The organism is Vibrio hepatarius, assembly GCF_001274785.1.
In the GTDB taxonomy this organism is placed as follows: Bacteria; Pseudomonadota; Gammaproteobacteria; order Enterobacterales; family Vibrionaceae; genus Vibrio; species Vibrio hepatarius.
Genome location: NZ_LHPI01000001.1, coordinates 503,091 through 526,153 on the forward strand (window position 1 = coordinate 503,091; position 23,063 = coordinate 526,153).

General features: G+C 44.8%; 18 protein-coding genes and 1 pseudogene. 10 read left to right on the plus strand and 9 right to left on the minus strand.

Annotated elements, in window-relative coordinates; genetic code table 11:
* Positions 1-29: 29 nt before the first annotated feature.
* On the minus strand, positions 30-1,937 hold the full coding sequence (locus AKJ31_RS02250) for a PTS fructose transporter subunit IIABC (RefSeq protein WP_053407459.1): 1,908 nt from the start codon (positions 1,935-1,937) through the stop codon (positions 30-32).
* 385 nt (positions 1,938-2,322) lie between these two features.
* Between AKJ31_RS02250 and AKJ31_RS02255 the strand changes: the two genes are divergently transcribed.
* The gene (locus tag AKJ31_RS02255; protein WP_053407460.1) at positions 2,323-3,165 is read left to right on the plus strand and encodes a helix-turn-helix transcriptional regulator; all 843 of its coding nucleotides are present in this window, start codon (positions 2,323-2,325) and stop codon (positions 3,163-3,165) included.
* A 22-nt stretch (positions 3,166-3,187) separates the two neighbouring features.
* Here the strand turns inward: AKJ31_RS02255 and AKJ31_RS02260 are convergent, their stop codons facing one another.
* Together AKJ31_RS02260 and AKJ31_RS02265 are read right to left on the minus strand one after the other, a co-directional pair.
* A complete protein-coding gene (locus tag AKJ31_RS02260) occupies positions 3,188-3,964 on the minus strand; it encodes a PTS sugar transporter subunit IIA (RefSeq protein ID WP_053407461.1) in 777 nt (258 codons plus the stop codon).
* 23 nt (positions 3,965-3,987) lie between these two features.
* Positions 3,988-4,290, minus strand: coding sequence for a PTS fructose transporter subunit IIB (locus AKJ31_RS02265; RefSeq protein ID WP_053407462.1), 303 nt, complete (start codon positions 4,288-4,290; stop codon positions 3,988-3,990).
* Between the two features lie 269 nt (positions 4,291-4,559).
* On the opposite strand from AKJ31_RS02265, the gene AKJ31_RS02270 reads away from it, so the two are divergent.
* On the plus strand, positions 4,560-6,431 hold the full coding sequence (locus tag AKJ31_RS02270) for a fructose-specific PTS transporter subunit EIIC (protein WP_053407463.1): 1,872 nt from the start codon (positions 4,560-4,562) through the stop codon (positions 6,429-6,431).
* 75 nt (positions 6,432-6,506) lie between these two features.
* Here AKJ31_RS02270 and azu read toward each other — a convergent pair whose 3' ends face one another.
* The 3 genes from azu to ahpC all read right to left on the minus strand — a co-directional run bounded on the left by azu (position 6,507) and on the right by ahpC (position 9,604).
* Positions 6,507-6,959, minus strand: a complete 453-nt coding sequence (gene azu / locus AKJ31_RS02275; protein ID WP_053407464.1) for an azurin — start codon at positions 6,957-6,959, stop codon at positions 6,507-6,509.
* 372 nt (positions 6,960-7,331) lie between these two features.
* Positions 7,332-8,900 carry an alkyl hydroperoxide reductase subunit F gene (ahpF, locus tag AKJ31_RS02280; protein ID WP_053407465.1) on the minus strand — a complete coding sequence of 523 codons (1,569 nt, stop codon included), beginning with the start codon at positions 8,898-8,900 and terminating at the stop codon, positions 7,332-7,334.
* 146 nt (positions 8,901-9,046) lie between these two features.
* Positions 9,047-9,604 (minus strand): alkyl hydroperoxide reductase subunit C, encoded by a 558-nt coding sequence (gene ahpC / locus AKJ31_RS02285; protein WP_053407466.1) that lies wholly within the window; start codon positions 9,602-9,604, stop codon positions 9,047-9,049.
* Positions 9,605-9,777: 173 nt separating this feature from the next.
* Between ahpC and AKJ31_RS02290 the strand changes: the two are divergent.
* Positions 9,778-9,912: pseudogene (locus AKJ31_RS02290) on the plus strand (putrescine carbamoyltransferase); the annotation flags it as partial.
* Between the two features lie 225 nt (positions 9,913-10,137).
* Positions 10,138-10,731, plus strand: a complete 594-nt coding sequence (locus AKJ31_RS02295; RefSeq protein WP_053407468.1) for a DJ-1/PfpI family protein — start codon at positions 10,138-10,140, stop codon at positions 10,729-10,731.
* Positions 10,732-10,809: 78 nt separating this feature from the next.
* Here the strand turns inward: AKJ31_RS02295 and AKJ31_RS02300 are convergent, their stop codons facing one another.
* Positions 10,810-11,892, minus strand: a complete 1,083-nt coding sequence (locus AKJ31_RS02300) for an ABC transporter substrate-binding protein (RefSeq protein ID WP_053407469.1) — start codon at positions 11,890-11,892, stop codon at positions 10,810-10,812.
* 207 nt (positions 11,893-12,099) lie between these two features.
* Between AKJ31_RS02300 and AKJ31_RS02305 the strand changes: the two genes are divergently transcribed.
* Both AKJ31_RS02305 and AKJ31_RS02310 read left to right on the plus strand, forming a co-directional pair.
* Positions 12,100-13,152, plus strand: coding sequence for a FecCD family ABC transporter permease (locus AKJ31_RS02305; protein WP_053407470.1), 1,053 nt, complete (start codon positions 12,100-12,102; stop codon positions 13,150-13,152).
* A gap of 2 nt (positions 13,153-13,154) precedes the next feature.
* Complete coding sequence (locus tag AKJ31_RS02310; RefSeq protein ID WP_053407471.1) at positions 13,155-13,922, plus strand: ABC transporter ATP-binding protein; 768 nt, start codon at positions 13,155-13,157, stop codon at positions 13,920-13,922.
* An 89-nt stretch (positions 13,923-14,011) separates the two neighbouring features.
* Here the strand turns inward: AKJ31_RS02310 and AKJ31_RS02315 are convergent, their stop codons facing one another.
* Together AKJ31_RS02315 and AKJ31_RS02320 are read right to left on the minus strand one after the other, a co-directional pair.
* Positions 14,012-15,940 carry an Ig-like domain-containing protein gene (locus tag AKJ31_RS02315; RefSeq protein WP_053407472.1) on the minus strand — a complete coding sequence of 643 codons (1,929 nt, stop codon included), beginning with the start codon at positions 15,938-15,940 and terminating at the stop codon, positions 14,012-14,014.
* Between the two features lie 680 nt (positions 15,941-16,620).
* A complete protein-coding gene (locus AKJ31_RS02320; RefSeq protein ID WP_169780621.1) occupies positions 16,621-17,292 on the minus strand; it encodes an EAL domain-containing protein in 672 nt (223 codons plus the stop codon).
* Between the two features lie 1,096 nt (positions 17,293-18,388).
* On the opposite strand from AKJ31_RS02320, the gene AKJ31_RS02330 reads away from it, so the two are divergent.
* The 4 genes from AKJ31_RS02330 to AKJ31_RS02345 all read left to right on the plus strand — a co-directional run bounded on the left by AKJ31_RS02330 (position 18,389) and on the right by AKJ31_RS02345 (position 23,058).
* Positions 18,389-18,970 (plus strand): hypothetical protein, encoded by a 582-nt coding sequence (locus AKJ31_RS02330; protein WP_053407475.1) that lies wholly within the window; start codon positions 18,389-18,391, stop codon positions 18,968-18,970.
* A gap of 65 nt (positions 18,971-19,035) precedes the next feature.
* On the plus strand, positions 19,036-19,581 hold the full coding sequence (locus AKJ31_RS02335) for a hypothetical protein (protein ID WP_053407476.1): 546 nt from the start codon (positions 19,036-19,038) through the stop codon (positions 19,579-19,581).
* Complete coding sequence (locus AKJ31_RS02340; protein ID WP_053407477.1) at positions 19,578-22,343, plus strand: CS1-pili formation C-terminal domain-containing protein; 2,766 nt, start codon at positions 19,578-19,580, stop codon at positions 22,341-22,343. Before AKJ31_RS02335 ends, AKJ31_RS02340 begins: the two co-directional genes overlap by 4 nt.
* A gap of 1 nt (position 22,344) precedes the next feature.
* On the plus strand, positions 22,345-23,058 hold the full coding sequence (locus AKJ31_RS02345; protein WP_053407478.1) for a hypothetical protein: 714 nt from the start codon (positions 22,345-22,347) through the stop codon (positions 23,056-23,058).
* The last annotated feature ends 5 nt before the right edge of the window (positions 23,059-23,063 follow it).

The window sequence follows — 23,063 nt, forward strand, 5'->3', positions numbered from 1 at the left end:
CAAGCCATTGGAGTCGATAATGGGAGGGGTTAAGCGATCGCTTCAATCATTTTTGCTTTGCGAACTTTCTTCAGCGTTACACACGTAACTGCGGTAACTACTGCGCCTGCTGCCATACAAATTAGCGCCAGCAGTGGGTAGTTCATCGCGCCAAGTAGGGCTACAACAGGACCGCCGTGCGCTACGCTGTTGGTGATGCCGAACGAGAACGCCATGACTGCCGCAACCATTGAACCAAGTACGTTTGCCGGAATTACTGACATTGGATCTTGCGCTGCGAATGGGATAGCACCTTCAGAGATACCGACCAGACCCATCGCGCCTGCTGCCTTACCAGCTTCGGTTTCTGACTCTTCAAACAGGTCAAACTTACGGCCCAATACGGTTGCTAATGCCATGCCTAGTGGAGCAACTGGGATTGCACACGCCATCGCGCCCATAAATTGCGTTTGACCGCTGGCAATCATGCCGACAGAGAATAGGAAGGCGACTTTGTTGAAAGGGCCACCCATATCGAAGCCAGCCATACCACCAAGCACGATACCGAGAAGAACAACGTTACCTGTGCTCATGCTGGTAAGTAGCGCAGTTAGTCCATCCATTAAGCTTGCGATTGGCGCACCAATAACGAAAATGAACAGACCTGCAATGAACAGTGAACCGGTGATTGGCGCGATCATGATTGGCACCAAAGGTTGGATGAACTTGTGGTAGTTGATCGAGGTAATCCACTTCACGAAGTAACCCACAAGCAGACCAGCGATAATCGCGCCGATAAAGCCTGTGCCTGCATCTGCGCCGTAGAAAGAACCGTTGTTAGCAATCCAACCGCCGATTAGGCCAGGTGTTAATGCAGGGCGATCAGCAATCGCGTAAGCAATGTAGCCTGCAAGGATTGGAATCATCAATGTAAAGGCAACCACACCTACGTTTAGGATTTGGTTCCACATACTGCCTTCTGGGATTGCCATGCCTGCTTCACTAGGTTGACCACCAATCGCTAGCGCGAGAGCAATCAAAAGACCGCCTGTGACCACAAATGGGATCATGTGTGATACGCCATTCATCAAGTAACGGTATAGATCAGAACGAGCTTGAGAAGCTTTGTCAGCCACCGAAGACTGGCTGTTAGCATTGGCATCTGCTTGGTATGTTGGCGCGTTTAACGCCTCGTTAATCAGTGCTTGTGCATCACGAATCGGCGCTTTTACATTGGTTTTCACTACGCGCTTACCCGCAAAGCGATTCATGTCGACTTGTTTGTCACACGCGACAATGATTGCATCAGCACGCTCGATTTCTTCTTCTGTCGGGCTATTTTTCACACCAATCGAGCCATTGGTTTCAACCTTAACTTCGTAACCCATCGCCGCCGCGCCTTTTTCTAACGCTTCAGCTGCAAGGTAGGTGTGTGCAACACCAGCAGGACACCCCGTCACGCCGATGATGAAGCCTTTACTCTCTTCAGCGTTTACCACAGGCTGTGGCTCTTGTTTCGCCAGCAGCAGCGCTAGCGCTTCTTCAGTGTTTGAAGCGTTTAGGAAAGCGTCGATAAAGCCTTCTTCAATCAGTTTTGAAGAAAGCTCGGCTAGCACTTCAATGTGGTGGTTATCACCACCATCTGGAGAGGCGATCATAAAGAACAGTTTTGATGGCAAACCGTCTTCTGCGCCGTAGTCGATACCTGATTGGCTCACGCCGATAACAACCGCTGGCTCAAGAACGGCGGCACTTTTCGCGTGCGGAATAGCAACACCATCTTCAAAGCCCGTATTACCTAATTCTTCGCGCGCTTTAATATCGGTCAGAAATTGTGTTTGGTCAGAAATACGACCTTGCGCATGAAGAACAGAAACCAGTTCTTGAAAAACCTCTTCTTTCGAAGTCGCTTGAAGATCAAGCTTAATTAATTCTTCGTTTATTAGTTTGGTGATCATTGTCGAACCCCTATAAATATAATTTTTATTTCAGGGATATTCTTGAATTAATCAGAAGCAGACTGTAGTGAAGAAAAAATGCATTTACTGGAGGATTGTAACTGCCTAATCGCAATGTGATTTAGATCGTCTGCTGGGTAAAACTAACTGCATATCTGATGCATTATGATGAACCTTGTCATTCATAGATCCTCTGCGCTAGTCACTAGATATACGGGTGTTTATGGGCTTTTGTTCGTTAAAGTGAGAACTGGATAATTGATGCGTTAACTGGATTTTTGTAACCTTAAAATGGAAGTGTGATTTTGCTCAATAGCGATATGCGGCTTTCGGGTGTATATCTATAGTCAATAGCATCATTGATGCATATATAGAGTGTGAGAGAATGATTTTCCATGATTTAATTTCCGCAGTATTAAATGAACGCGAACCATTTCATAATATTTGGTTTGCTGGAGATTTTCATACACCGCCTGAATTTAGTTATCAGGTTAATTTCCCTCGTTTAGAGTTGGTGCTTTATGGGGAATATATTAATGAGATGGAAAGTCATGACCGAAAAGTCACGAATATTGTCGCTAAAAAAGGGGATGCGATATTTATTCCACCAAACTGTTGGAATAAACCAGACTGGGATAGCGACTGCTCTGTGTTAAGCATTCTGTTTGGGCGTCGTCAGCTTGGTTTGAGCTTTGTCAGCAAACGCAAAGGTGAAGCAAACTTCTACGACATCCAAAAGCACAGCATTCAGACTCGTTCAGGTTTTGCTATTGATAACATTTTGGAAGCGCTCAGCTCGTTAGCGCGCGAAAATACCAAAAAGCCGATGGATGAGTTGCTACTACAAGCCTTGTTGCAGTACGCAAAAACCATGTTGGATGCGCCTGTCGAGCAGCAATCACAGAACCGCGTTCAAGACCTGTATCAGGGGATTTGTATTTATATTCAAGAGAACTTTCACCGACCAATTACCCGCGACAGCATCGCGTCACGGTTTAGCATTTCGTCTAATCATTTGTCACGCCTTTTCCGCCAGCAAGGGCATATGACGTTGGCGGACTACATCACTTGGGTAAGAGTCGACCGCGCCAAGTTTATGTTGAAGAAGTACAACTTCAAACTCAATGACGTGTCAGTACGATGCGGTTTTAAGGATGTGAACTACTTCTGTCGCGTATTTAAAAGTCGCACTGGCAGAACGCCAACAGAGTACCGTGGTTCAATCTAAGTAGATTGCTACGAGGGAGTTGTTAGGCGAGCAGTCTTGACATGGCGTACATCAGCAGTGCTTGTAAGTCGACGCTGCTTTTTGTTAGCAGTAATCGCTCGGCCATTTGATCCGTAAGTAGATTTCTAGTCAGGTTAGTTGCCGCGATGATTTGTTCACGTGTTGGTTTATCTGGCATCACCAGTGCTATTGCCAGGTGAACGTCTCCCATCTTTGACGCCCAATCGACGGGCTGTTCGTTAGCAATGACGGCAACAGAAATGTGGTCCACTCCCGCAAACATCACGTGAGGTAGGGCAATGCCCGGAGCCACGCAGGTAGAGGAACGTTCCTCTCTTTTGATGAAAGCCAAGATGAGTTCGTCGGGGTAAATTGGATGGATGAGTTGAGCGAGCCCTTTTAAACATTCAAATTTGGTCAGTTCGGTATGGGCTTTGGCGTAATGCCATTTGATCTCACAAGGCGGGCAGATTTGTGGCAAACGCTCTGCTAATTGGCTCGAAAACTCGTAGTTGATATGAGAACCAACCACAGTAAAGTGCTCGGCGATAATGTCTTTAATCACAAAACACGCCAGTTCTGCGTCGATACCAATCGCAGTAATCTGGCATAGGTCGCCTTGGCGTAGCCCGGCCTGAAAAATCGCTACGGACTTCGTCAGTTCCGCAATACGATTTTGCGTGACGTTTATGATATGCAACGTGCTTTTGAACTTTTTGGCGACGCGATTCAACGGCTGAGCAATATGCGCGCTCGCGTTAGCATCTTCGACAAAAAAGGTGATTTGGTATTCGTTCATCAGCGAGTTCAGTGACGGCAATGTTAGTTGCGGCAGTGGACGATAAACACTTTGTCGACATTCAGCAACACGTCTTCAATTGAGATTTGAATTTTAGCCGTGCCTTCGAATCGGGCAGGTTGTTCGATCTCAATATCCGATACAATTAACACACGGTCAGCTTGGGCAATATCGTGGGGCGTGAGTTGATTTTCAATCCCCATTGCACCTTGTGTTTCCACTTTGATTTGTACGTTATATTTTGGTGCAGCTTTAATTAACGCATCTGCAGCCATATAAGTATGCGCGATGCCTGTAGGGCACGCTGTCACCGCTACGATTCTCATCTTCTATCCACATTGTTTTTTTGTGGATATTAGCACAGCGCTCGCCAATTGAATCTAACCGAGCTCGAATTAACGCAAGAGCTCTATCACAGTTTAAATCTCATGTTACATTAATCCAGTTAATGCACTTTTAGTCCTATATCTCGTAGAGTGACCACTGGTTAATCTATGTCCACTTAGAATGAGCAGGAACGCATTCGAGTCAGGGGATTCTGTATCTCAAACTCACTTGGGTATATATTCGAGCGTGAATATTGGAAGGTAAAACAATGGACATCACAAACCTGATTGAGTTAGATACGATCTGCCTAGATTTGAAAGCTCAAACCAAACAAGAAGCGCTCGAAGAACTGACCCAAATGTTAGACGCGGCGGGTAAGCTCAACAATCCCAGCCAGTTCTTGGTCGATATCTGGAAACGTGAAGAGATAGGTAACACCGGTTTTGATGATGGTATTGCCATTCCACATGCCAAAAGTGATGCAGTTGCCAAACCTGCTGTCGCGGTCGGGATTAGCCGTAACGGGATCGATTATGGCGCTGAGGACGGTGAGTTGTCTGATGTCTTCTTTATGTTGGCATCACCCGATGGGGACGACAACCAGCACATTGAAGTCTTGGCACAAATCTCCACTAAAATCATCGAAGACGGCTTTGTTGAAAAGCTAAAAGCAGCGCAATCACGCGAAGATGCGCTTGAAATGCTAACCGATATTCAGTCCCAGCCAGATGAGTTTCTATCCACCTCGTTAGAATTCTCCGCTGAGCCATTAAGCCCTTGGGCACAAAAGCTTAGTAGAATCAAAGAACACCTGTTGTTTGGCACCTCCCATATGATTCCCTTTATCGTCGCGGGTGGCGTGTTGCTGTCGTTGTCGGTGATGATTTCTGGCCATGGTGGTGTTCCACAAGATGGGGTACTTGCAGATATCGCACAAATGGGTATCGCGGGGCTGACGCTATTTACGGCGGTTCTTGGTGGCTATATTGCTTATTCGATCGCAGACAAACCTGGGCTTGCACCTGGCATGATAGGTTCTTGGATTGCGGTCAGCCATTACAATACCGGCTTCCTCGGGGCGATTGTGGTGGGCTTCTTTGCGGGTTTTGTGGTGTGGCTTTTAAAGAAGATTCAATTGCCAGACAGCATGAGTTCACTTGGCTCAATCTTCATTTACCCGCTAGTGGGTACGTTTGTGACTTGCGGAGCGGTAATGTGGGTGATTGGCGCGCCAATTGCCAGTGCAATGACAACCATGAACGAGGTGCTAACAGGCATGGCGGGCTCGGGTAAAGTGATGCTTGGTACCGTGCTTGGCGCGATGACAGCTTTCGATATGGGCGGTCCAATCAACAAAGTGGCGACTTTGTTTGCACAAACGCAAGTCAATACTCAGCCGTGGTTAATGGGCGGTGTCGGAATCGCAATATGTACGCCGCCGTTGGGTATGGCGTTGGCGACGTTCTTAGCGCCGAGCAAATTTAAACGAGATGAACGTGAAGCGGGTAAAGCAGCGGGCATTATGGGAATGATAGGAATCAGCGAAGGGGCAATCCCTTTTGCAACCGGAGACCCTGCTCGGGTATTACCTGCTATTGTCGCAGGCGGCATTGTCGGAAATGTGATTGGGTTTATGTTCCACGTAATGAACCATGCGCCTTGGGGCGGTTGGATTGTGCTACCTGTGGTCGATGGCAAAATCGGTTATATCGTCGGTACGATTGCCGGCTCTCTCACCACGGCACTCATTGCTATCGCGCTAAAGAAAACCGTCACCGAAGACGACAACTATCCTCGTCACTCTCAAGGCTACGGCTCTGTAGTCGGGGAAGGAGAGGCAGACATATTGGCAGTCACCTCATGTCCATCGGGTGTCGCGCACACCTTCTTGGCGGCGAAGTCGTTAGAGAAAGCCGCGTGCGCTCTCGGTATTAAGATTAAGGTTGAAACGCAAGGAGCGAACGGAGTGATCAACCGAATCACAGACAAGGACATCGAAAAAGCGCGATTTGTTATTTTCGCTCACGATGTCGCGATTAAAGAGCCAGAACGTTTTAGAAAGATCAAAGTACTCGACGTGAGCACTAAAGACGCGATGTTTAACGCCGCTGCGCTACTGCATTCAAAGAAGATTCATTGAGCGGGTAGCAGAATATATTCAAGTATAAAAAGAGCCGCTAGTGCGGCTCTTTTTCGTCAATCTAAGTCAGCTCATTTACATGAACTCAAATTTGCCTTTCATCACCGCCCAGTGGCCTGGGAATGAACAGAAGAATGAGTAATCACCGCCAGCCGTCATGTTTTCAGTGCTGAAAGTCACGCTGGTACTCTCGCCACCGCCGATCACTTTAGTGTGCGCGTAAACTCGCTCGTCACCCGGTTTTACGTAGTTGTTTTCTACACCAGCAGACATACCTTCAGTGCCGACAGCTTGCAGGTTTGCGGTATCTGCGATGACAACGTTGTGACCCATTGATTGTGCAGGCAACTTACCTGTGTGGTTAAGCGTCAGAGTCACTTCTTTACAGGTTGCTGGCACGCTTAACGTTTGTTTAGAAAACTGCATCATGTCGTTGGCATCAATCGACACTTCACACTCTGCATTTGCTTGCGCGCCGAAACTCACTCCAACCAGAGCAAACGTTGCTGCTAATAAACGTAAAGACATATCACTTTCTCCATTTTATGTTTTGGGCTTACTGGACCAGTCTGATCCAATGGTTCTCATTATCATCCTATTAAGATGTTGAAAATGTGCTTCAATCGATAAATTGACGTTTTGTTGTGCTATTACGTAGTGAGTCTCGGTATTGATCACTACCTCTTAGTGTTGCGGGATCTGTGCGTCATTTTCGAGTTAAGGGCTGAGTACGATTGCGAATGAGTTATAAAAAAAGCCAGCAGGTTTGATGCTGCTGGCTTGCTCTCTTGGGCTTCTAGTGTAAGTGCCTCTCTAGTCACGAAGTTCTATTGCGGCGTCCCGATAACCGCTTACTGTCGCGGTTACGCCGTTTGCTTCGTGTACCAGATGAATGCACCGTTATCCTTGCTTACGGATGAGGTAATCAAACGCGCCTAAGCTTGCTTTTGCACCTTCACCCATTGCGATGATGATCTGTTTGTAAGGAACGGTTGTCGCGTCACCTGCTGCAAATACACCTTCAAGGCTAGTTTCACCGTGGCTACCTACTTCAATCTCGCCACGTGGTGATAAGTTCACTTCTGAATCTTTTAACCACTCAGTGTTTGGTACCAAACCAATCTGAACAAAGATACCTGACAGTTCAAGCTGTTTGATTTCATCGGTATTGCGGTCTTTGTATTTCAGACCGGTTACACGTTTGCCATCGCCCACAACTTCTGTGGTTTGCGCCATGGTAATGATGTCGATGTTTGGTAACGAGTTTGCTTTGTTGATCAGCACTTGGTCTGCGCGCAATACGTCTGCAAACTCCAGTACCGTTACGTGCTCAACAATACCGGCTAGGTCGATGGCTGCTTCGATACCTGAGTTACCACCACCGATCACCGCGGTTTTCTTGCCTTTAAACAATGGACCGTCACAGTGAGGGCAGTACGCCACGCCTTTGTTGCGATATTCCTGTTCACCTGGGACGTTCATTTCACGCCAGCGAGCACCTGGGCTCAAGATAACGCTTTGGCTCTTCAATGTTGCGCCGCTTGCAAGTTGAACGTGGATTAGTCCATCTTCAGTGTGCGCTGCGCCCATGATTTTTTCTGCTTGCTGCTCTGTGACAACGTCAACGTCGTACTCTTTCAGGTGCTCGCCTAGGTCTGCTGCTAGCTTAGGACCTTCGGTGCGTTTGACTGAAATAAAGTTTTCGATAGCCATAGTGTCCATCACTTGACCACCAAAGCGCTTTGCCACCACACCTGTGCGAATGCCTTTACGTGCTGCATATAGAGCCGCTGCGCTACCACCGGGACCACCACCCACAACAAGTACGTCGTATGGGTCTTTTTCGTCCAGTGCTTTCGCTGCTTTCTCGCTTGCGCTGTCGTCGACTTTGTTAAGGATTTCGGTTAACGACACACGGCCTTGGCCGAATAATTCACCATTAACAAACACGCTTGGTACCGCCATAATATCGCGCTGTTTCACTTCGTCTTGGAACAGTGCGCCGTCGATCATGGTCGCTTTAATTTTCGGGTTGATCGCTGCCATCATATTGAACGCTTGTACAACGTCAGGACAGTTTTGACATGACAGAGAAATAAAGATCTCGACGTCTAGTTCTTTGTCTAGTGCTGCGATTTGCTCAATAACTTCTGGCTCAAGCTTGATTGGGTGACCGCCTGAGTGGAGGAGTGCAAGAACCAACGAAGTAAACTCGTGTCCCATTGGCAAGCCAGCAAATCTAAGCGCTGTGCTCTTACTTGGGTTAGACACCGTCATTACTGGTTTGCGCTCACTCGCTGAGTCATCACGAACCACGGTAATAAAGTCACTCAGCTCCGCAATTTGATTGGCAAGCGATAGGATGTCATTTGACGCTTTGCTTTCATCTAGGCTAACCACTAGACGAACATCTTCTTTTACGTTGGCTAGATATTGTTTTAGTTGTTGTTGAATAGCTTGGTCTAGCATGTGTTCCATACCTTTTAATGATTATGCTGGATAAAAACAATTGAGTAGAGAGCAAACTAGGCTGAAGGTCGTCAAGGTATCAGACCTAGAATGCTCTCTTAATTAGGTTATGGTTCTATCAGTGAACCGTGTTGGCTAATCTTGGATTAGATTTTGCCTACTAGGTCTAGAGAAGGAGCTAGCGTCTCTTCGCCTTCTTTCCATTTAGCTGGGCAAACTTCGCCTGGGTGAGCGGCAACGTACTGAGCTGCTTTCACTTTGCGTAGTAGGTCTTCTGCGTCACGACCGATACCTTCAGCAGTGATTTCCATTGCTTGAATAGTACCTTCTGGGTCGATTAGGAAAGTTGCACGGTCTGCAAGACCTTGACCTTCACGCATTACACCGAAGTTGTTTGTGATGTTGCCAGTTTGGTCACCAAGCATGTAGTAGTTGATTTTGCCGATAGTCTCAGAGCTATCGTGCCATGCTTTGTGAGTGAAATGAGTGTCAGTTGATACTGAGTACACTTCAACACCGCGCTTTTGTAGCTCTTCGTAGTGGTCTGCTAGGTCACCAAGCTCTGTAGGACATACGAATGTGAAGTCAGCTGGGTAGAAGAAGAATACAGCCCATTTACCTAGAACGTCTTGTTCTGTTACTTCAACGAATTCGCCTTGTTTGAATGCAGTTGCGCTAAATGGTTTGATTTTGGTGTTGATCATTTCTTTACTTTCCTTTCAGTTGTTTTGGATGAGCAAATCTTGCTGTCGGAAAGTATATTGTCATCTAGCGTAGGCTAAATAAAATCGCTTGTAGCTATCCTATTGATAGGTAAATCCGATTTTGGTTGATAGGCAAAACTGATGTAGCTCGCGATCAGTCAATAGCTAGATCTGATGAAGCAGAAAACCGTTTGACCGCACAAATGGCGATTCTGGTTTACTTCACGCATAAAGATGCTGTCACACCAAGCCAAGAAACCATTAAGCGCCATGAGGATAAAATCCTAACGTTCCTCAGCACGCTATAAGCAGCCGCTGGTTACCGTTAAACAACGGCATAGTTTTCTTGGTGAAACTCAAGCCCCAGACTCTAACAGTTTGGGGCTTTCTTTGTCTCGCCAGCCCGGACTTAAAGGAAGTGTGAAGTCTACGTGCTATAGATTTCAACTTGATAAATTAAAATTGAAATGATGTTTTATTTTTGTGCTAATATAAAGCCAAACTTTACTTTATTGAATTGAAGAGGGATTCCCATGCAAAAAACAGTGGCTGTGTTGCTAGCAGATGGCTTTGAAGAAGGTGAAGCGGTGGTGTTTATCGACGTGGTTCGCCGTAGTGGCATGCAGGTTGATGTATTGGCTTGTAAAGACGATGTGGTAATGAAAACCTACTTCGGCACTCGGATCAGCACGGACTTTACTCTGGCAGATAAATTCGAACAGGATTACGACGCAGTCATGATGCCAGGTGGACCAGAAGGGACCGACAACCTAACTAGCAATCCAATGGTGATTGAGTTTCTAAAACGTCACATTGACGCTGGAAAGTACATTTGCGCGCTTTGTTCATCGCCAGCGAAAGTATTGGGTAAACACGGCTTACTTGAAGGGAAACACTTCACTACCGGTAGTGGTTTGGAAACGCTTGTCGAGAAAGGGGAGTATTTAGACCGTAAAGTGGTGGTGGACGGTAACTTTATTACTGGCAAAGGGTTGGGCGTGAGCTTTGATTTCGCACTTACGGTTGCTCAAACTCTTCGTACGGATGACCCCGACCATATTCTTTGGCAAGCGGACCACATTTATTACGAAGGCTGGCCAGAGTCTGTCGAGCGTATAGAAGCGTAAGCTATCGCTGATTGAGTTTGAAAGCTCGATATGTATGTCAGGTTGATATGAGTTCAACCTGACATATCTCAAAACAGACTACAACTGCGTGACAAACGAGCCACTCGGTGTGACAGGCAAGTATTTCGCGTAGAAGTCTAAGTAGGCTTGCTTTGGGTCTAAGTCTTTAAACTGTTCTGGGTACATGGCTTTAGCGTAGAACTGCAGCATTGCGCCATCGAGAATAGTACGACAAGCGCCGTGGTAAGCCGCATACATGCGATTGTTCTTAACTGCTGCAATAGATGACCAGCCAATGCGCTGTTTAAACCCGGCTAAACGCTGCTTTGCAAGTTCCTCATCGACGCCTTGTCCCATCACCATTGCATCATCAGAGCTGCCTGATTCATAACCTGTCATGACAATCACATCAGGGTTAGCAACGATAATTTGTTCTGGATTGAGTTTCCCCCACCATTCAACAAACGGCGCTGAAATATTGTCGCCACCCGCCATGGTAGCAATCGCGCCCCACATGTTTTTGCCAAAGGTATACCCGACTTCATTCACGCCAGCAGCGCCATATTCGGTATAGACTTTCGGCTTTTCTAGGTTGGCAGACTCAAGTCGCTGACTGATCATCTCTAGGTTTTGTTTGTATTCATTGGCGATTTTTTCTGCACGCTCTTCTTGGCCTGTGATCACGCCAATCAGCTGTGTACTTTTAATATGACGTTCCAAAGTTTGTGCGTTGTAATCGACAACAACCACAGAAATCCCCGCATCTTGGATACGTTCGATTTCTGAGCCAAGGCCTTTGTATTGCCAGTCAGCGAGCATCAGGATGTCTGGGTTTAGGCTAATGACTTTTTCCGCAGAAAACGTATTGGTATCGACGCGACCAATTTCAGGAATTTTGTCGAGAGAAGGGCGGTGTTTAACGTAAAGATCCCAGTTTGCAGAGCGTGCCTGCCATATGTACTTAGACATACCAACTACGTTGTCATACGCAGCTTCTGTACCAATGGCCATATAGTCTTCTGGATAGAAACCGACAATCGCGCGCTTAGCTGGTGCGTCAAAGGTGACTTCTCGACCTAGTACGTCGGTTACGGTGGTGATTTCTGCAAATGCCGAAGTGCTGACAGTAAGCGCAGCAAAACTGAGTAGTGTTTTATACATGGTGACTTAGACTCTTTTCTATATGCCAGTGTTCACTGGATCCCTTAGCTTGGTTGTCGATAATAATCTGTTTGTTAATCGTTATGCAAACTATTATCATTTTTGTTAGTATGCTGGCTCGATTTAATGCGTGTCACAGTTTGTATTGAACAAGCGGCGGCGCGTTAGAAAAGAAAATCAACCCTTTAGGAAATCAGGTAGCGTTAGATGCAATCCGAAGCAGTGTTACAAGCCATTGAAAATCAGAGAAAGTATGAGCGGAAACGCTTTGTTGTACTGAGTGTTTTTTGTCTCATTTTAGTCATCTCTTTTGTGCTCGACATCATGACAGGACCATCAATGTTGGATGCGAGCCGAGTTCTGTATGCAATTTTTGAGTTTATCGGCTTACCGTTTCAAGTTGACGCCTCCACACAAGTCATTGTGACTAACTTACGTTTGCCGATTGCACTTATGGCGATTATTGTCGGCGGTTCGCTCGGGGTTGGTGGGGCAGAGATGCAGACTTTGTTAAACAACTCGATGGCCAGCCCTTACACTCTGGGTATGGCTGCCGCTGCGGGCTTTGGCGCTGCAATTACGCTCTATTTCGGTTCATTGGGCTTAGATAGCAATTACGCTGTCCCGCTCGGTGCATTCATTTGCTGCATGCTTTCTGCGTGTTTCCTGTTTGCTTTGGCCTCAATGCGCCATATCAGCTCGGGTCAGTTAATATTGGCGGGCATCGCGTTACTGTTTCTGTTCCAGTCATTATTGTCGTTAGTGCAGTTTGTCTCGTCTCCAGAATTAAGTCAGCAAATTCTGTTCTGGTTGTTCGGTAGCTTGTCGAAGGCGACTTGGGGTAACTTGTTTGTTACCTCATTGGTTGTGGTTGTTGGCGTTGCCTTGTTACTCAAAGACTCTTGGAAATTAACCGCTCTGCGTTTAGGTGAGGAGCGAGCAAAAAGTGTCGGTGTTAATGTTGCTAAGTTACGCTTGAAGACGTTATTTATCGTTGCTTTGATGACTGCAACGGTGACCAGCTTTGTTGGCATCATTGGGTTTGTTGGTATTGTCGCGCCTAACATTGCCAAAATGTTGGTTGGTGAAGACCAGCGATTCTTCTTACCTCTTTCATTCTTAATCGGCGCGTTTCTTCTTTCGACTGCGTCTGTTCTTTCAAAAGTGATCGTGCCCGGCGCGCTGTTCCCAATTGGGATAGTGACCGCGATTATTGGCGTACCGTTCTTCTTTTGGCTGATTATCGCTAAGCGAGGGTAACGATGCTGACAGCTAACCAAATCAACATCCAAATTGGCTCATTGAGCCTAGCTAAAAATATCGACTTTGAACTGAAACCCGGTCAAGTAACGGCAATTCTAGGACCAAACGGAACGGGAAAAAGTACGCTGCTTAAAGCGTTGTTCGGTGACATCAAGTTAGAGTCCGGTGAGTTTAGCTACGGTGATAATTCACTAACGCATAATTCGCTTTCACAGTGGCGAAGCCAGTTTGGTTATATGCCGCAAGACATCAATCTAGACGTGAATCTAACAGCGATTGAAGTTGTGTTGCTTGGGCAGTTAGACGCGCTGAGCTTGAGAGTGGGCAACGAAACGCTGCACAAAGCGCTGGGAATATTAGACCAGATTGGACTTTCGCATTTAGCAAACAAAGATGTGAGTAAGCTCAGTGGTGGCCAACGACAAATGATTCTCTTCGCACAAGCACTAATGCGTGAGCCAAAAATCATGATGTTGGATGAACCAGTAAGTGCGCTCGATCTTCACTATCAACACGTACTGCTTGAACATTTAGTAACCCAGACTCGAGAGCGTGAGTATGTAACGATCATGGTGTTGCACGACCTCAACTTGGCTGCGCAATATGCAGATAACTTGTTAGTTCTAAAAAATGGGCACCTGGTGGCAAGTGGTCATCCGAAAGCGATCTTAACGTCTGACCTTGTGCAGAGCATTTATGACGTTCAGGCTCAAGTAATTGAAGACGAACACGGCGTGCCATTTATCCGTACTACGCGAGCGTATTAAATCTGGTGAAGTGAAACGGTTGTAAAAAAGCCCTCTCATCATGCGTGACGAGAGGGCTGTAAACGGCTAAGTAACAAGCTCAAAAGTGCCTAGAACTTTTCTTCGTTCGAGACGGTGACCGTGAAGTCCCAATGGTTGTCGAACAAGTTTTTAACTGGCTCAATGTTGGTCAAAATGTAGTGTTTTTTATCAAATTGCCACTCTAAGATGCCTTTTGAGCTTGTACCGTCAGGCCAATCAAACGTCGCTTTGTACTTTAGTGCACCAGAAATGGGCGTATCGCTGGTTTGGCCGAAAATGAAATTGCTCTCTTCCATGGTTCTGCCTTCTGTTCCGCCAATGTAAGCAGAATGCATCGGGCTATCCAAGTACTCGTCTCCTGATAGCGTAGTGTAGCGTCCCATCAAGCTTCTAAAGTAACCTAAGTAATAGATCGTCGTTCCATGAACTACGTTTGTGTATTTCTCTGTAAACACAGAAACAGACAATGTATGTGGAGGAGTAATGGTTAACGTTACGCTGTCTTCAAGCGCAGTATCATTCGCTAAAAGCTTCGCTGTGATAAGCACTTCTCCAACGGCTACACCAGTTGACAACCCTTTATCTTCTGCATTGTTGGATACGGTTGCGATGTTAGGGTCTTCGCTGCTCCAATATAGATTGCTAGCTTTAGAAACATCAATGATAGAACCATCTGACATGGTTACTTCGGCTTTAAACTGCTTATCCCAACCGGTCGGAATTTGAGGTGTATCTAGGCTCTGCTGTGGTTTTGGAGAGACGTTCAAACTCATTGCAATCGCTGGAGTGACGTTTAGAGTCGCGCTACTTTTAATCTCGCGGCCATTAGCTTCGACAAACGCAGTGATAGTCACGTTGCCAATCGACACACCAGTTGCTGTGCCTTTGTCACTGTTTGAGTTGGATATAGAGGCAATATCAGAGTTACTACTGCTCCAACTGATCGCTTTGTCGTTGGTGACATCAATCTTTTGCCCATCAGACATGTTAGCGAACACTTTGAATGATTTCGTTAACCCGACAGGAACTGACTCGGTTTCTGGGGTGACTTCTAAAGATTCTACCACCGCCTCGGTTACTTTGATTTTTGCCGTCCCGTAGACAAACTGACCGTTCACCAAACCAGAGACAGAAACGTTAGCCGAACCCACATCAATACCCGTGGCGAGTCCCTTAGAACCTTGGTCATTTGAGACTTCCGCGATGTCTTCATTACTGCTAGACCAGTTGATTGAGTCATAACCCGTCACATCGACTGCTTTGCCGTCAGACAGTTGGGCAATGGCAGAAAACTGCTTGTTTAAACCGACTGGCACGCTTTGTTTTGTTGGCGTAACGCTAAAGTCTGTGACAATCGCTTCAGTGACATTGAGAGTAGCGGTGTCACTCAATACGTTTCCATTAAACTCAAAAGAAGCGGTGATTGTTGATGAGCCGACCGATTTTCCTGTTGCGACACCCTTACTTCCATTCGTGTTTGAGATCGTTGCTACGTCAGTATCACTGCTACTCCATTGGGTAGAACGATCGTTAGTTATATCAATTGCTTGCCCGTTAGAGAAGAATACTGTGGCGGTATATGGTTTTGTTAAACCAACAGGCGTTGACTCATCTTTCGGCGTAACAGTAAGTGATGTCAGAACTGCGCCAGTGACTTCTAACGTAACGGTGTCTGTGAACTCGCGTTTTTTAAAGTTGCCGACAGCAGTAATTTCTACGATACCTGCTTTGTCATAAGTGGATACGAGCCCTTTAGCGTCTACGGTTGCAATTGACTCATCAGAACTACTCCATTTCACTTCGCCAGTGCGAGTGGCGTCAATCACTTTGCCTTTCTTATAAACTTTTTCTGCTTTGAGCTGCTGCTGGAAACCAATTGGCACCGTACTTTGTTTTGGTGTAACCACAAGCTCTTGAACTTTGTGGTTACAGCCACTCAGTCCAATTAAGGCTACCAATGAGACTAATATTGCCCTTATAGAAGGCCTGACTTTCATAGTTGAGTTCCCTTATGTATTAAAAGGAATGTAGATTAACGATATAAAACTCAATATTGGCAGCACCTAAACTTTAATTTTTACTTAGATGCCTATTTAACGTACTAAGTGTTTTATAAGCAGCGAGTGAGCAGAGTTGGCGAGTTCACAAAGAGTGGCGTTAAGCCGCAAGAGATAAATAGTAAGCCAAAGACTGGTTAGAGGCGTGTGTGATCAAAAAGCCCTCTCATCGCTATGGGCCGATGAGAGGGAGTTACAACAACACATTTACTTATCATCCATGAGAACTTTAAACAGGAGTTGGAGATTGTTGGAGGGCTTAAAGTTCATAGCCAATATAACTATCTGTTCATTTTTAGAGAGAGCATCTGGAGTTTAGTTTTTTGTATAATGCTAATGGGTTAAGCCAATTTGTGTTCGTTGCTGTGCGGTGTAGCCCTGCCAACGCGGGGGAGGGCTATGAAAGAAAAAAACTCTCACCTTTAGGGGAAGGTGAGAGTAAATATTACAACATAGATGATCTTAGAGTATTGGCTGGTGTAGACACCCAATACAGTCACATCATAGCCTTCAATAACGTTGTCAAAGTATGCATTCTGTCGAAAATTTCGAGTTGGCTGCTAACTTCTATGTACCGGTCGAAGCCACTGCGGCCAGCGTATGAGAACACAAGTACAGGGTTAGATTTTCACCGGAAATGTGTTGTAGAGATAGCCTTGTAGAGCCCAAGTTTCAGGAACGTGTTGAGACACCCAGTCTCTATCGCTCTCGCTTTCAATGTACTCCACAATTAATTTTAAATTGTACTTTTCTAGTAACTCTTCAAGCTGTTCTTGATGATTAGATAACGAAATAAAGTCAACTTTAATAAAACTGTAAACATTGGCGTCTAGTTCTCTGCATCTGAAGTCTTTTTTATTCACTTCGTAATCATCTAAAGCAAGAAGCACATTGTTCTTATTTAAAAATTCGATCCCGCTTCCAATTTCTGAGCACTTTCCGCAAGTGTCCCGCTCTGTTATCTCGATGATCACATTCACATTCTTATGCGTAGCTTTGCGAGAAAGAATAACAATGTCACAGAGAAGAAATTTGTCGCATAGATGGCTTCTCTCTAAATTAATAAATAGATTTTTTCCTGTCAGTTCCTGGCTGTTTTCTTCGACGTAGTGTTCCAAACGTCTTATTAGTCTTTGTGTGGCGTGGGGGAACATCAGGCTTTTGTTGTATATTTCATCGGCCTGTCTAACAGATAACCCTTCAGCATTGATGAGTACTTCGTAACCAATGTTTTCTCCTTTTAAGTCATTGATTTCTTGTATCTTGTAGCTCAGGTTATGTTTGCTCGCCATGTTGCGATCTGATAAATATTTGTCTAACAGAAAACACATGTTTGGATTCCTTTCTGGTTGAGGTAATACACGTCCTCTATAAAAAAACTCCTAAGAGCAATGACTGAAAGGGGAGGCCGCTACTCTTAGGAGAAAACTATTGCCATAGTTACACGATTTAAGTTGCTATAACGAACAACTCATAATTATTTTGAATAAACTCCCAAGGCTATTGTAGGCAGGTAAATAAAAAAATAACGACGAATGCTAATGGTACGATTGATTTTTTCCGTGATTGCGTTGGTTATTGGCGTCTAAAGCATAATGTAAATCTGCATGCTAAATAATCACCATTGATATTTTGTATAAAATGCATGTCTATTATTACTGGGTACATGTTATGCAAAAGGTTAAATATCCATTTACTCTCGATGGTAAAGTATCAATAAAGTTTAATAAATATATAAAAGGCATGTTCTTTGAAACTGATGATAATAATAACTACGACATCTCATTGGATGATTTCGTAATTAAGTTATTTACCTATGATTCAGAATGCCGACTTTTAGTCGTTTCTTTACACAAATCTTTTTCGTTAATAAATGTTTCAGAATACGAGAAGCTAGGTAGCGGAATAGAGCTGGAACTAAGCAGTATTAAGATTGATTTGGTTTACTGCTTGTACAACGCATCCGTTGTCAGCTATGAGATGACGTCTTCTCTGACTGAAAACGAGTCGGTCTCCAGTGTGACATTGTCTCGCCCTTTAAGAATACACTTACACTAAAATAGCGCTATTTTTAAAAGACAGTTTTATTCTTCTAATACCTTTTGGGTATAGCGTTCTAATGTACTAGAAAACTAGTTTTTTAGATCGTGACGGAAAGGTTTAATATGCTTGTAGGAATAGTCCGAACCCACCTTTGATATATTCTATTTACTTACCTTGTTTTGTATTTTTAGGGCAAATGAGTGTCGATGTGGAAATAGCATTCTTATTTATATTTAAATCAGTTTGCTAACAAATGACTGCACAAGATAACTAACATTAAGCCTCGATAGGACATGAAAATAAATGTTCTTATTTATAATAAATCAAAATACATAAGGTAAGTTTATGAAATTAAGCAAGATTTTCTCAGCTTGTGCAATCGCACTAGTAGCTCAAGGCGCATACGCAGCAAAAGGTGAAACAGCGACTGCGACTGCAAACTGGCAAGGTCAAATCCCTGGTGTTATCCAGGCTAACGGTTTTGTAATTACTCGAGAGGGTGGTTCACTTGAGACCCCAATCGGTCAGTTAATGCGTTCTCGAGATGGCGCAATTGTAGCTCCAGTTATTCAGCTTGAAGCGCGTGACAACACTGGTACAGCCGCAGCTCCAGTTGTTGGTGAACTGGTTTCTACGACTGAACGCGATGACGGCGCTGGTGGTACAGAAGCGCGTGCTATTCAATGGACAGTGGCTGACGTTGCTTTCTACGCAGACGGTACTCCAGTTACTGGTATCGAGTGGTCAGTACAGAACGACGGCACTCAACTAGCAACAGTAACTTCAACGGGTGTGACTCAAGTTGCGTCTCACAATGGCGATATCCTGCGTCTAAATGCAGTTTCTACTTCTGACACAAGTGCGATTGATGCATACGCTGGTCAAGATGCAGCACTATCAGTAACGGTAGTGGCTTCAGAGCTTTAATTTAGAAGTCGATCTGGGGCAATGCTATCAAGGTTGCCCCTCATTACTGAGTTAGGAAGTATCACGTGAGAGTTATTGTCTGTAGCACTGCATTGCTGGCGGCTCTGATGGTCCCGAGTGCCGCAGCGGATTACAAAAGTCATACGTTTCAGGTGTCGACCAATATTGACCGTTCAAACATGTTGACGGATACGGTCAGTTTAAAACTCGATCCTAGTTCAATCACGTTGGCTTATGACCCGGCTATCAGCACGTTTGCAGATAAGCCCGTCAAGCTCACGATTGAATCTGATGTCTATGCATTCGATTCAAAACTAGAAGTAACAGGCTACCAGTTATTCCTGATAAATAACGTCTCGAGTTGCTACTCGTCACTACGACCAGAGACTGAAAATAAACTGGATGGTTATGACAGTATCGCCAACGTCCATATCGATAACAAAGTAGAGCCAATGAAGATTGGTGAAGCAATTACGTATTCAGATACAAAATTTGATTCGGCAAGTAGCGTTCTTACCCATGATCTGATGCTTAAGTTCAAGGCCATAAGGAATGAGAGCGTTAGAAGTTGTAATGGCTCGTTTGTGGTGGGCTTTAGGTATGATTTATGAAAGGTGTATACAACTTATTAATCTGCATTTCTTTGATCACCTCATCTAGTGCTTTTTCAATGGGAGTGAATGTTCCCGAAGGTTTTGAAGACTTTTTTGCATACCAAAAGCAAACCCTTAAGTTAAAGCAACTAAATGGTGACTATCGTGATGTGGTTCTGCAGGTTGCCTACGATAGCGTAAAGCTAACCAGCGATTCCAACGAAAACGCAAAACTAAGCCGCATGTTGTTGGACAACAATGTGAAGCCTCAGTACGTAGAAAAAATTCTGGTTGAACTAAAAAGTAGCGTCAAGGTTAGAAATAACGAGTGTAAAGAGAAAGAACTGTCCAACTGCGTGCTCGTTCCTACGGGTGAAGATTATGCGTTGGTGTTGGACTATGACAATAAACGCTTACTGCTTTTTGTTAGCCCTAACTTAGTCAATCAAGTCGAATCTAAAGTCGATGGGAAGTACCAACAAACCAAGAAAGATAACCCAGCGACTATTAACCATTTTTCGATTGATTTCGACAAATATGATGACTCGGATTTCAACTACAGCATCAACGATGAGTTGATGGTTGGGTTGAATTACGGCTACATCCAAAGTGAGGTGCAGTACCAGAGTTACAGCGACGAGTTCGACGTGTACAAGCTTGCGTACCATCTCGATTTTGACCGATACAGTTTACGAGTCGGGCAGTTCATTGGTCATGAATCAATGAACAGTACAGATTTTTTACGTGAAGGCTCAACGCTGAATGGCGTTACCGAGCGAACCATAGATTTCGGTTCATCAGACAATCTGTTATTGGGTAAGAAGAACGAAAACAAACAACTCTATTTCTTCTCCCCATCAGTGGGACGTTTGATCGTTAAAGATGCCGACAATGGCCGGATATTATTAAACCGAAACACCGCGCCTGGTCAGCAGTTTGTATCTTACTCTGAGCTGCCATACGGTATTTACGATGTCATTCTAGAAATCCGTAATAACGACAACCTGCTGTTACAAGAAGCGCACACTATTTATAACAAACGTTCTGACAACTTGGCGCTGAACGATTACGACTTTTTACTTTCTGTCGGGCAGCTTGAAGGCAAAAACATCGTCGATAAAGAGCAAGAAGATGACTTGATGTTTGCGCGCGGACTGACGAGCTTGAAAGTACACAACTCAACACTTTTAGGGCTAGGTGTTACAGGCAGTGACTTAGGTGCGATCGCAACCGCTGGTTTGGCGTTTGATTTACCTTGGGATCTGTCGCTCCAGTCAACGTATAACTACGCCAACAGCGGCGAAACCTATTTTAATACGACGTTGAACTTGGGCTTTTTAACCACTTCTTTCCAAGAATATAAAGGTGGTAGCAACAGTAATTTGGCGTCTACGCTGTACGGTTACGGCCATTTTAAGCGCGCTTACATAGGCAGCTCATTTAAGTTGTTTAACTTAGGCCAGGCAAGACTAAGTGGTGCGTATAACTTTAACCAAAGTGATGTGACGTCGATTGACTATGAAAACTACAACTTCTCATTCGGCTTAGGGCGTCAGATTAACAACTATGTTCGCATGGACGTCAATCTGGGTTACACAACCAATTCTTTGGAAGAAGACTTTGAGCTAGACAATCTTGATGGAACGTTGTCGGTAACGATCAATTTGAATCCGCAAGATTCTATCTCTTATCGTTCAACGGTTCATGGTTACAACCGACAGGTATCATCGATCAGAAATACCTTGTCAGCGTCGTCGATCATCGATGGAGAAAACTACAGTGATTACGGCGAAGTCAGTCACGTCTATAACAATGTTTCTGAGTCTTCGACCAGAGTCGATGCTTCTTACTCGGGCAACTATAGAAACGACTACTTGCGTGCTAACGGGCTAGTCACTGCTGATACAGAAGGTAAGAGAGGGGCTTCGCTGGGCTTTGATTCATCACAGATCTTTGCTAACGGTAAAGGCTACGTGACCGCAAACAAAAGCAGCAGTTATGGCATTGTTGACCTGCAACGCAACGGTGGTCGACAGCGCTCTGATGACGGCAACAAGCTGAAAGCGTACTTAACCGTTAAAGATAACGACGGTCAATTGAAGAAAGTCTCGGTCTATAACTACCAGACGGTTATTCCAATGAATGACTATCGACAGTACGCGATTGAGCTGAATACCGATGTCGGTGACCTACAAAACAGTGGTCGAGATTATACCTCGGGGTATTCGTACCCATCGGGTGTGATTCAGTTAACTACCAGTGTCGGTATCACCAAAAAAGTTATCTCAGGCTTTAAAGATATTTTTGATACACCGATTGCGAACCTAACGTGTGATGGCGCGGGCTGTTTAGATATTTATGAGCTTTACGACGGTGTTTTCGATATTACGGTATTTGATGAACTGCCGTTCACATTAAAAGCGGATGGCTTGGTGTGTGAATTGGAAATTTATCAAGACAAAACCAACTACGGCACAAACTATTGCTTCCCTGAATTAAGGCTAGGTGAATCGATTCTAATATCCGGCCATCCTGAGAACGATAAGTTGGTTAAATACTTGGGTGAGTATTACAAGGATTCCAATATATTCGATTTCATATCCAATATTGAAAACAAGGATATGCAAGTTTACATGCTAGATAAGCGCGAGCGAGTTGCTGTCTATGTTTCTTATGAAGATGAACTCCTTCTCTCAAATAAACAGTTAGAAGAGATGGATATGCTACTTAAATTTGCTAGAACAAATACTCCAATCAATATTGGTGAGGTAAGAAAGTAATATGAAAATGAGATTAATAGTTGGAGCGTTTTTGTGTCTTTTCTCGACATTATCCAGCGCTGTGTATCTCGACAAAATGCTGCAGGTTTCCGATGAAAACGGCAATGCATCGTTCATTGTTACCAACGATAAAGAGATGGTTTATTTCGTTGAAACGAAAATCAATGAAATTGCGACCACGGAAGAAGGCGGATTAATTCGCAAACCTTATACACGAGAAAACTTGGCAGAATGGACGGTCGCGGTTAGTAACCCGAGATTCATTATCGAGCCAGGTCGAACAAAAAGTCTTGGTATCCGAGCCATCTGTGGGGACAGCTGCTCTTGGAATGAAGACCGTACTTACGAAATCGTCTTTGTGCCAAAGCCGTACGCTAACGACACAGAATCAGGCGAACAATCGGTCAACATTTTCGTTGGTTACGCGCCGGTATTAATTGTTCCGGCTAAAGAGCCAAAGGTTGATTACAACATTGATGTTGCGGGCAAGAGCCTTTCTATTCACAACAAAGGCAACACCATGATTCGAGTGTTGGTGGACAACTGCCAAGGCGTGAAAGAAAGCTCGTGTCGCGTTTTCTACACCCTGATCAAAGGTCGAAAAAAGAGCTTTGATTTACCAAAAGGTTTAGTCAACAAAGACCTCAACGTCACGGTGTTAAACCATGACGAAAGTTATCGAAAGAAGATCGTCGTCCCTGCTAAAGGGCGCTAACGGGT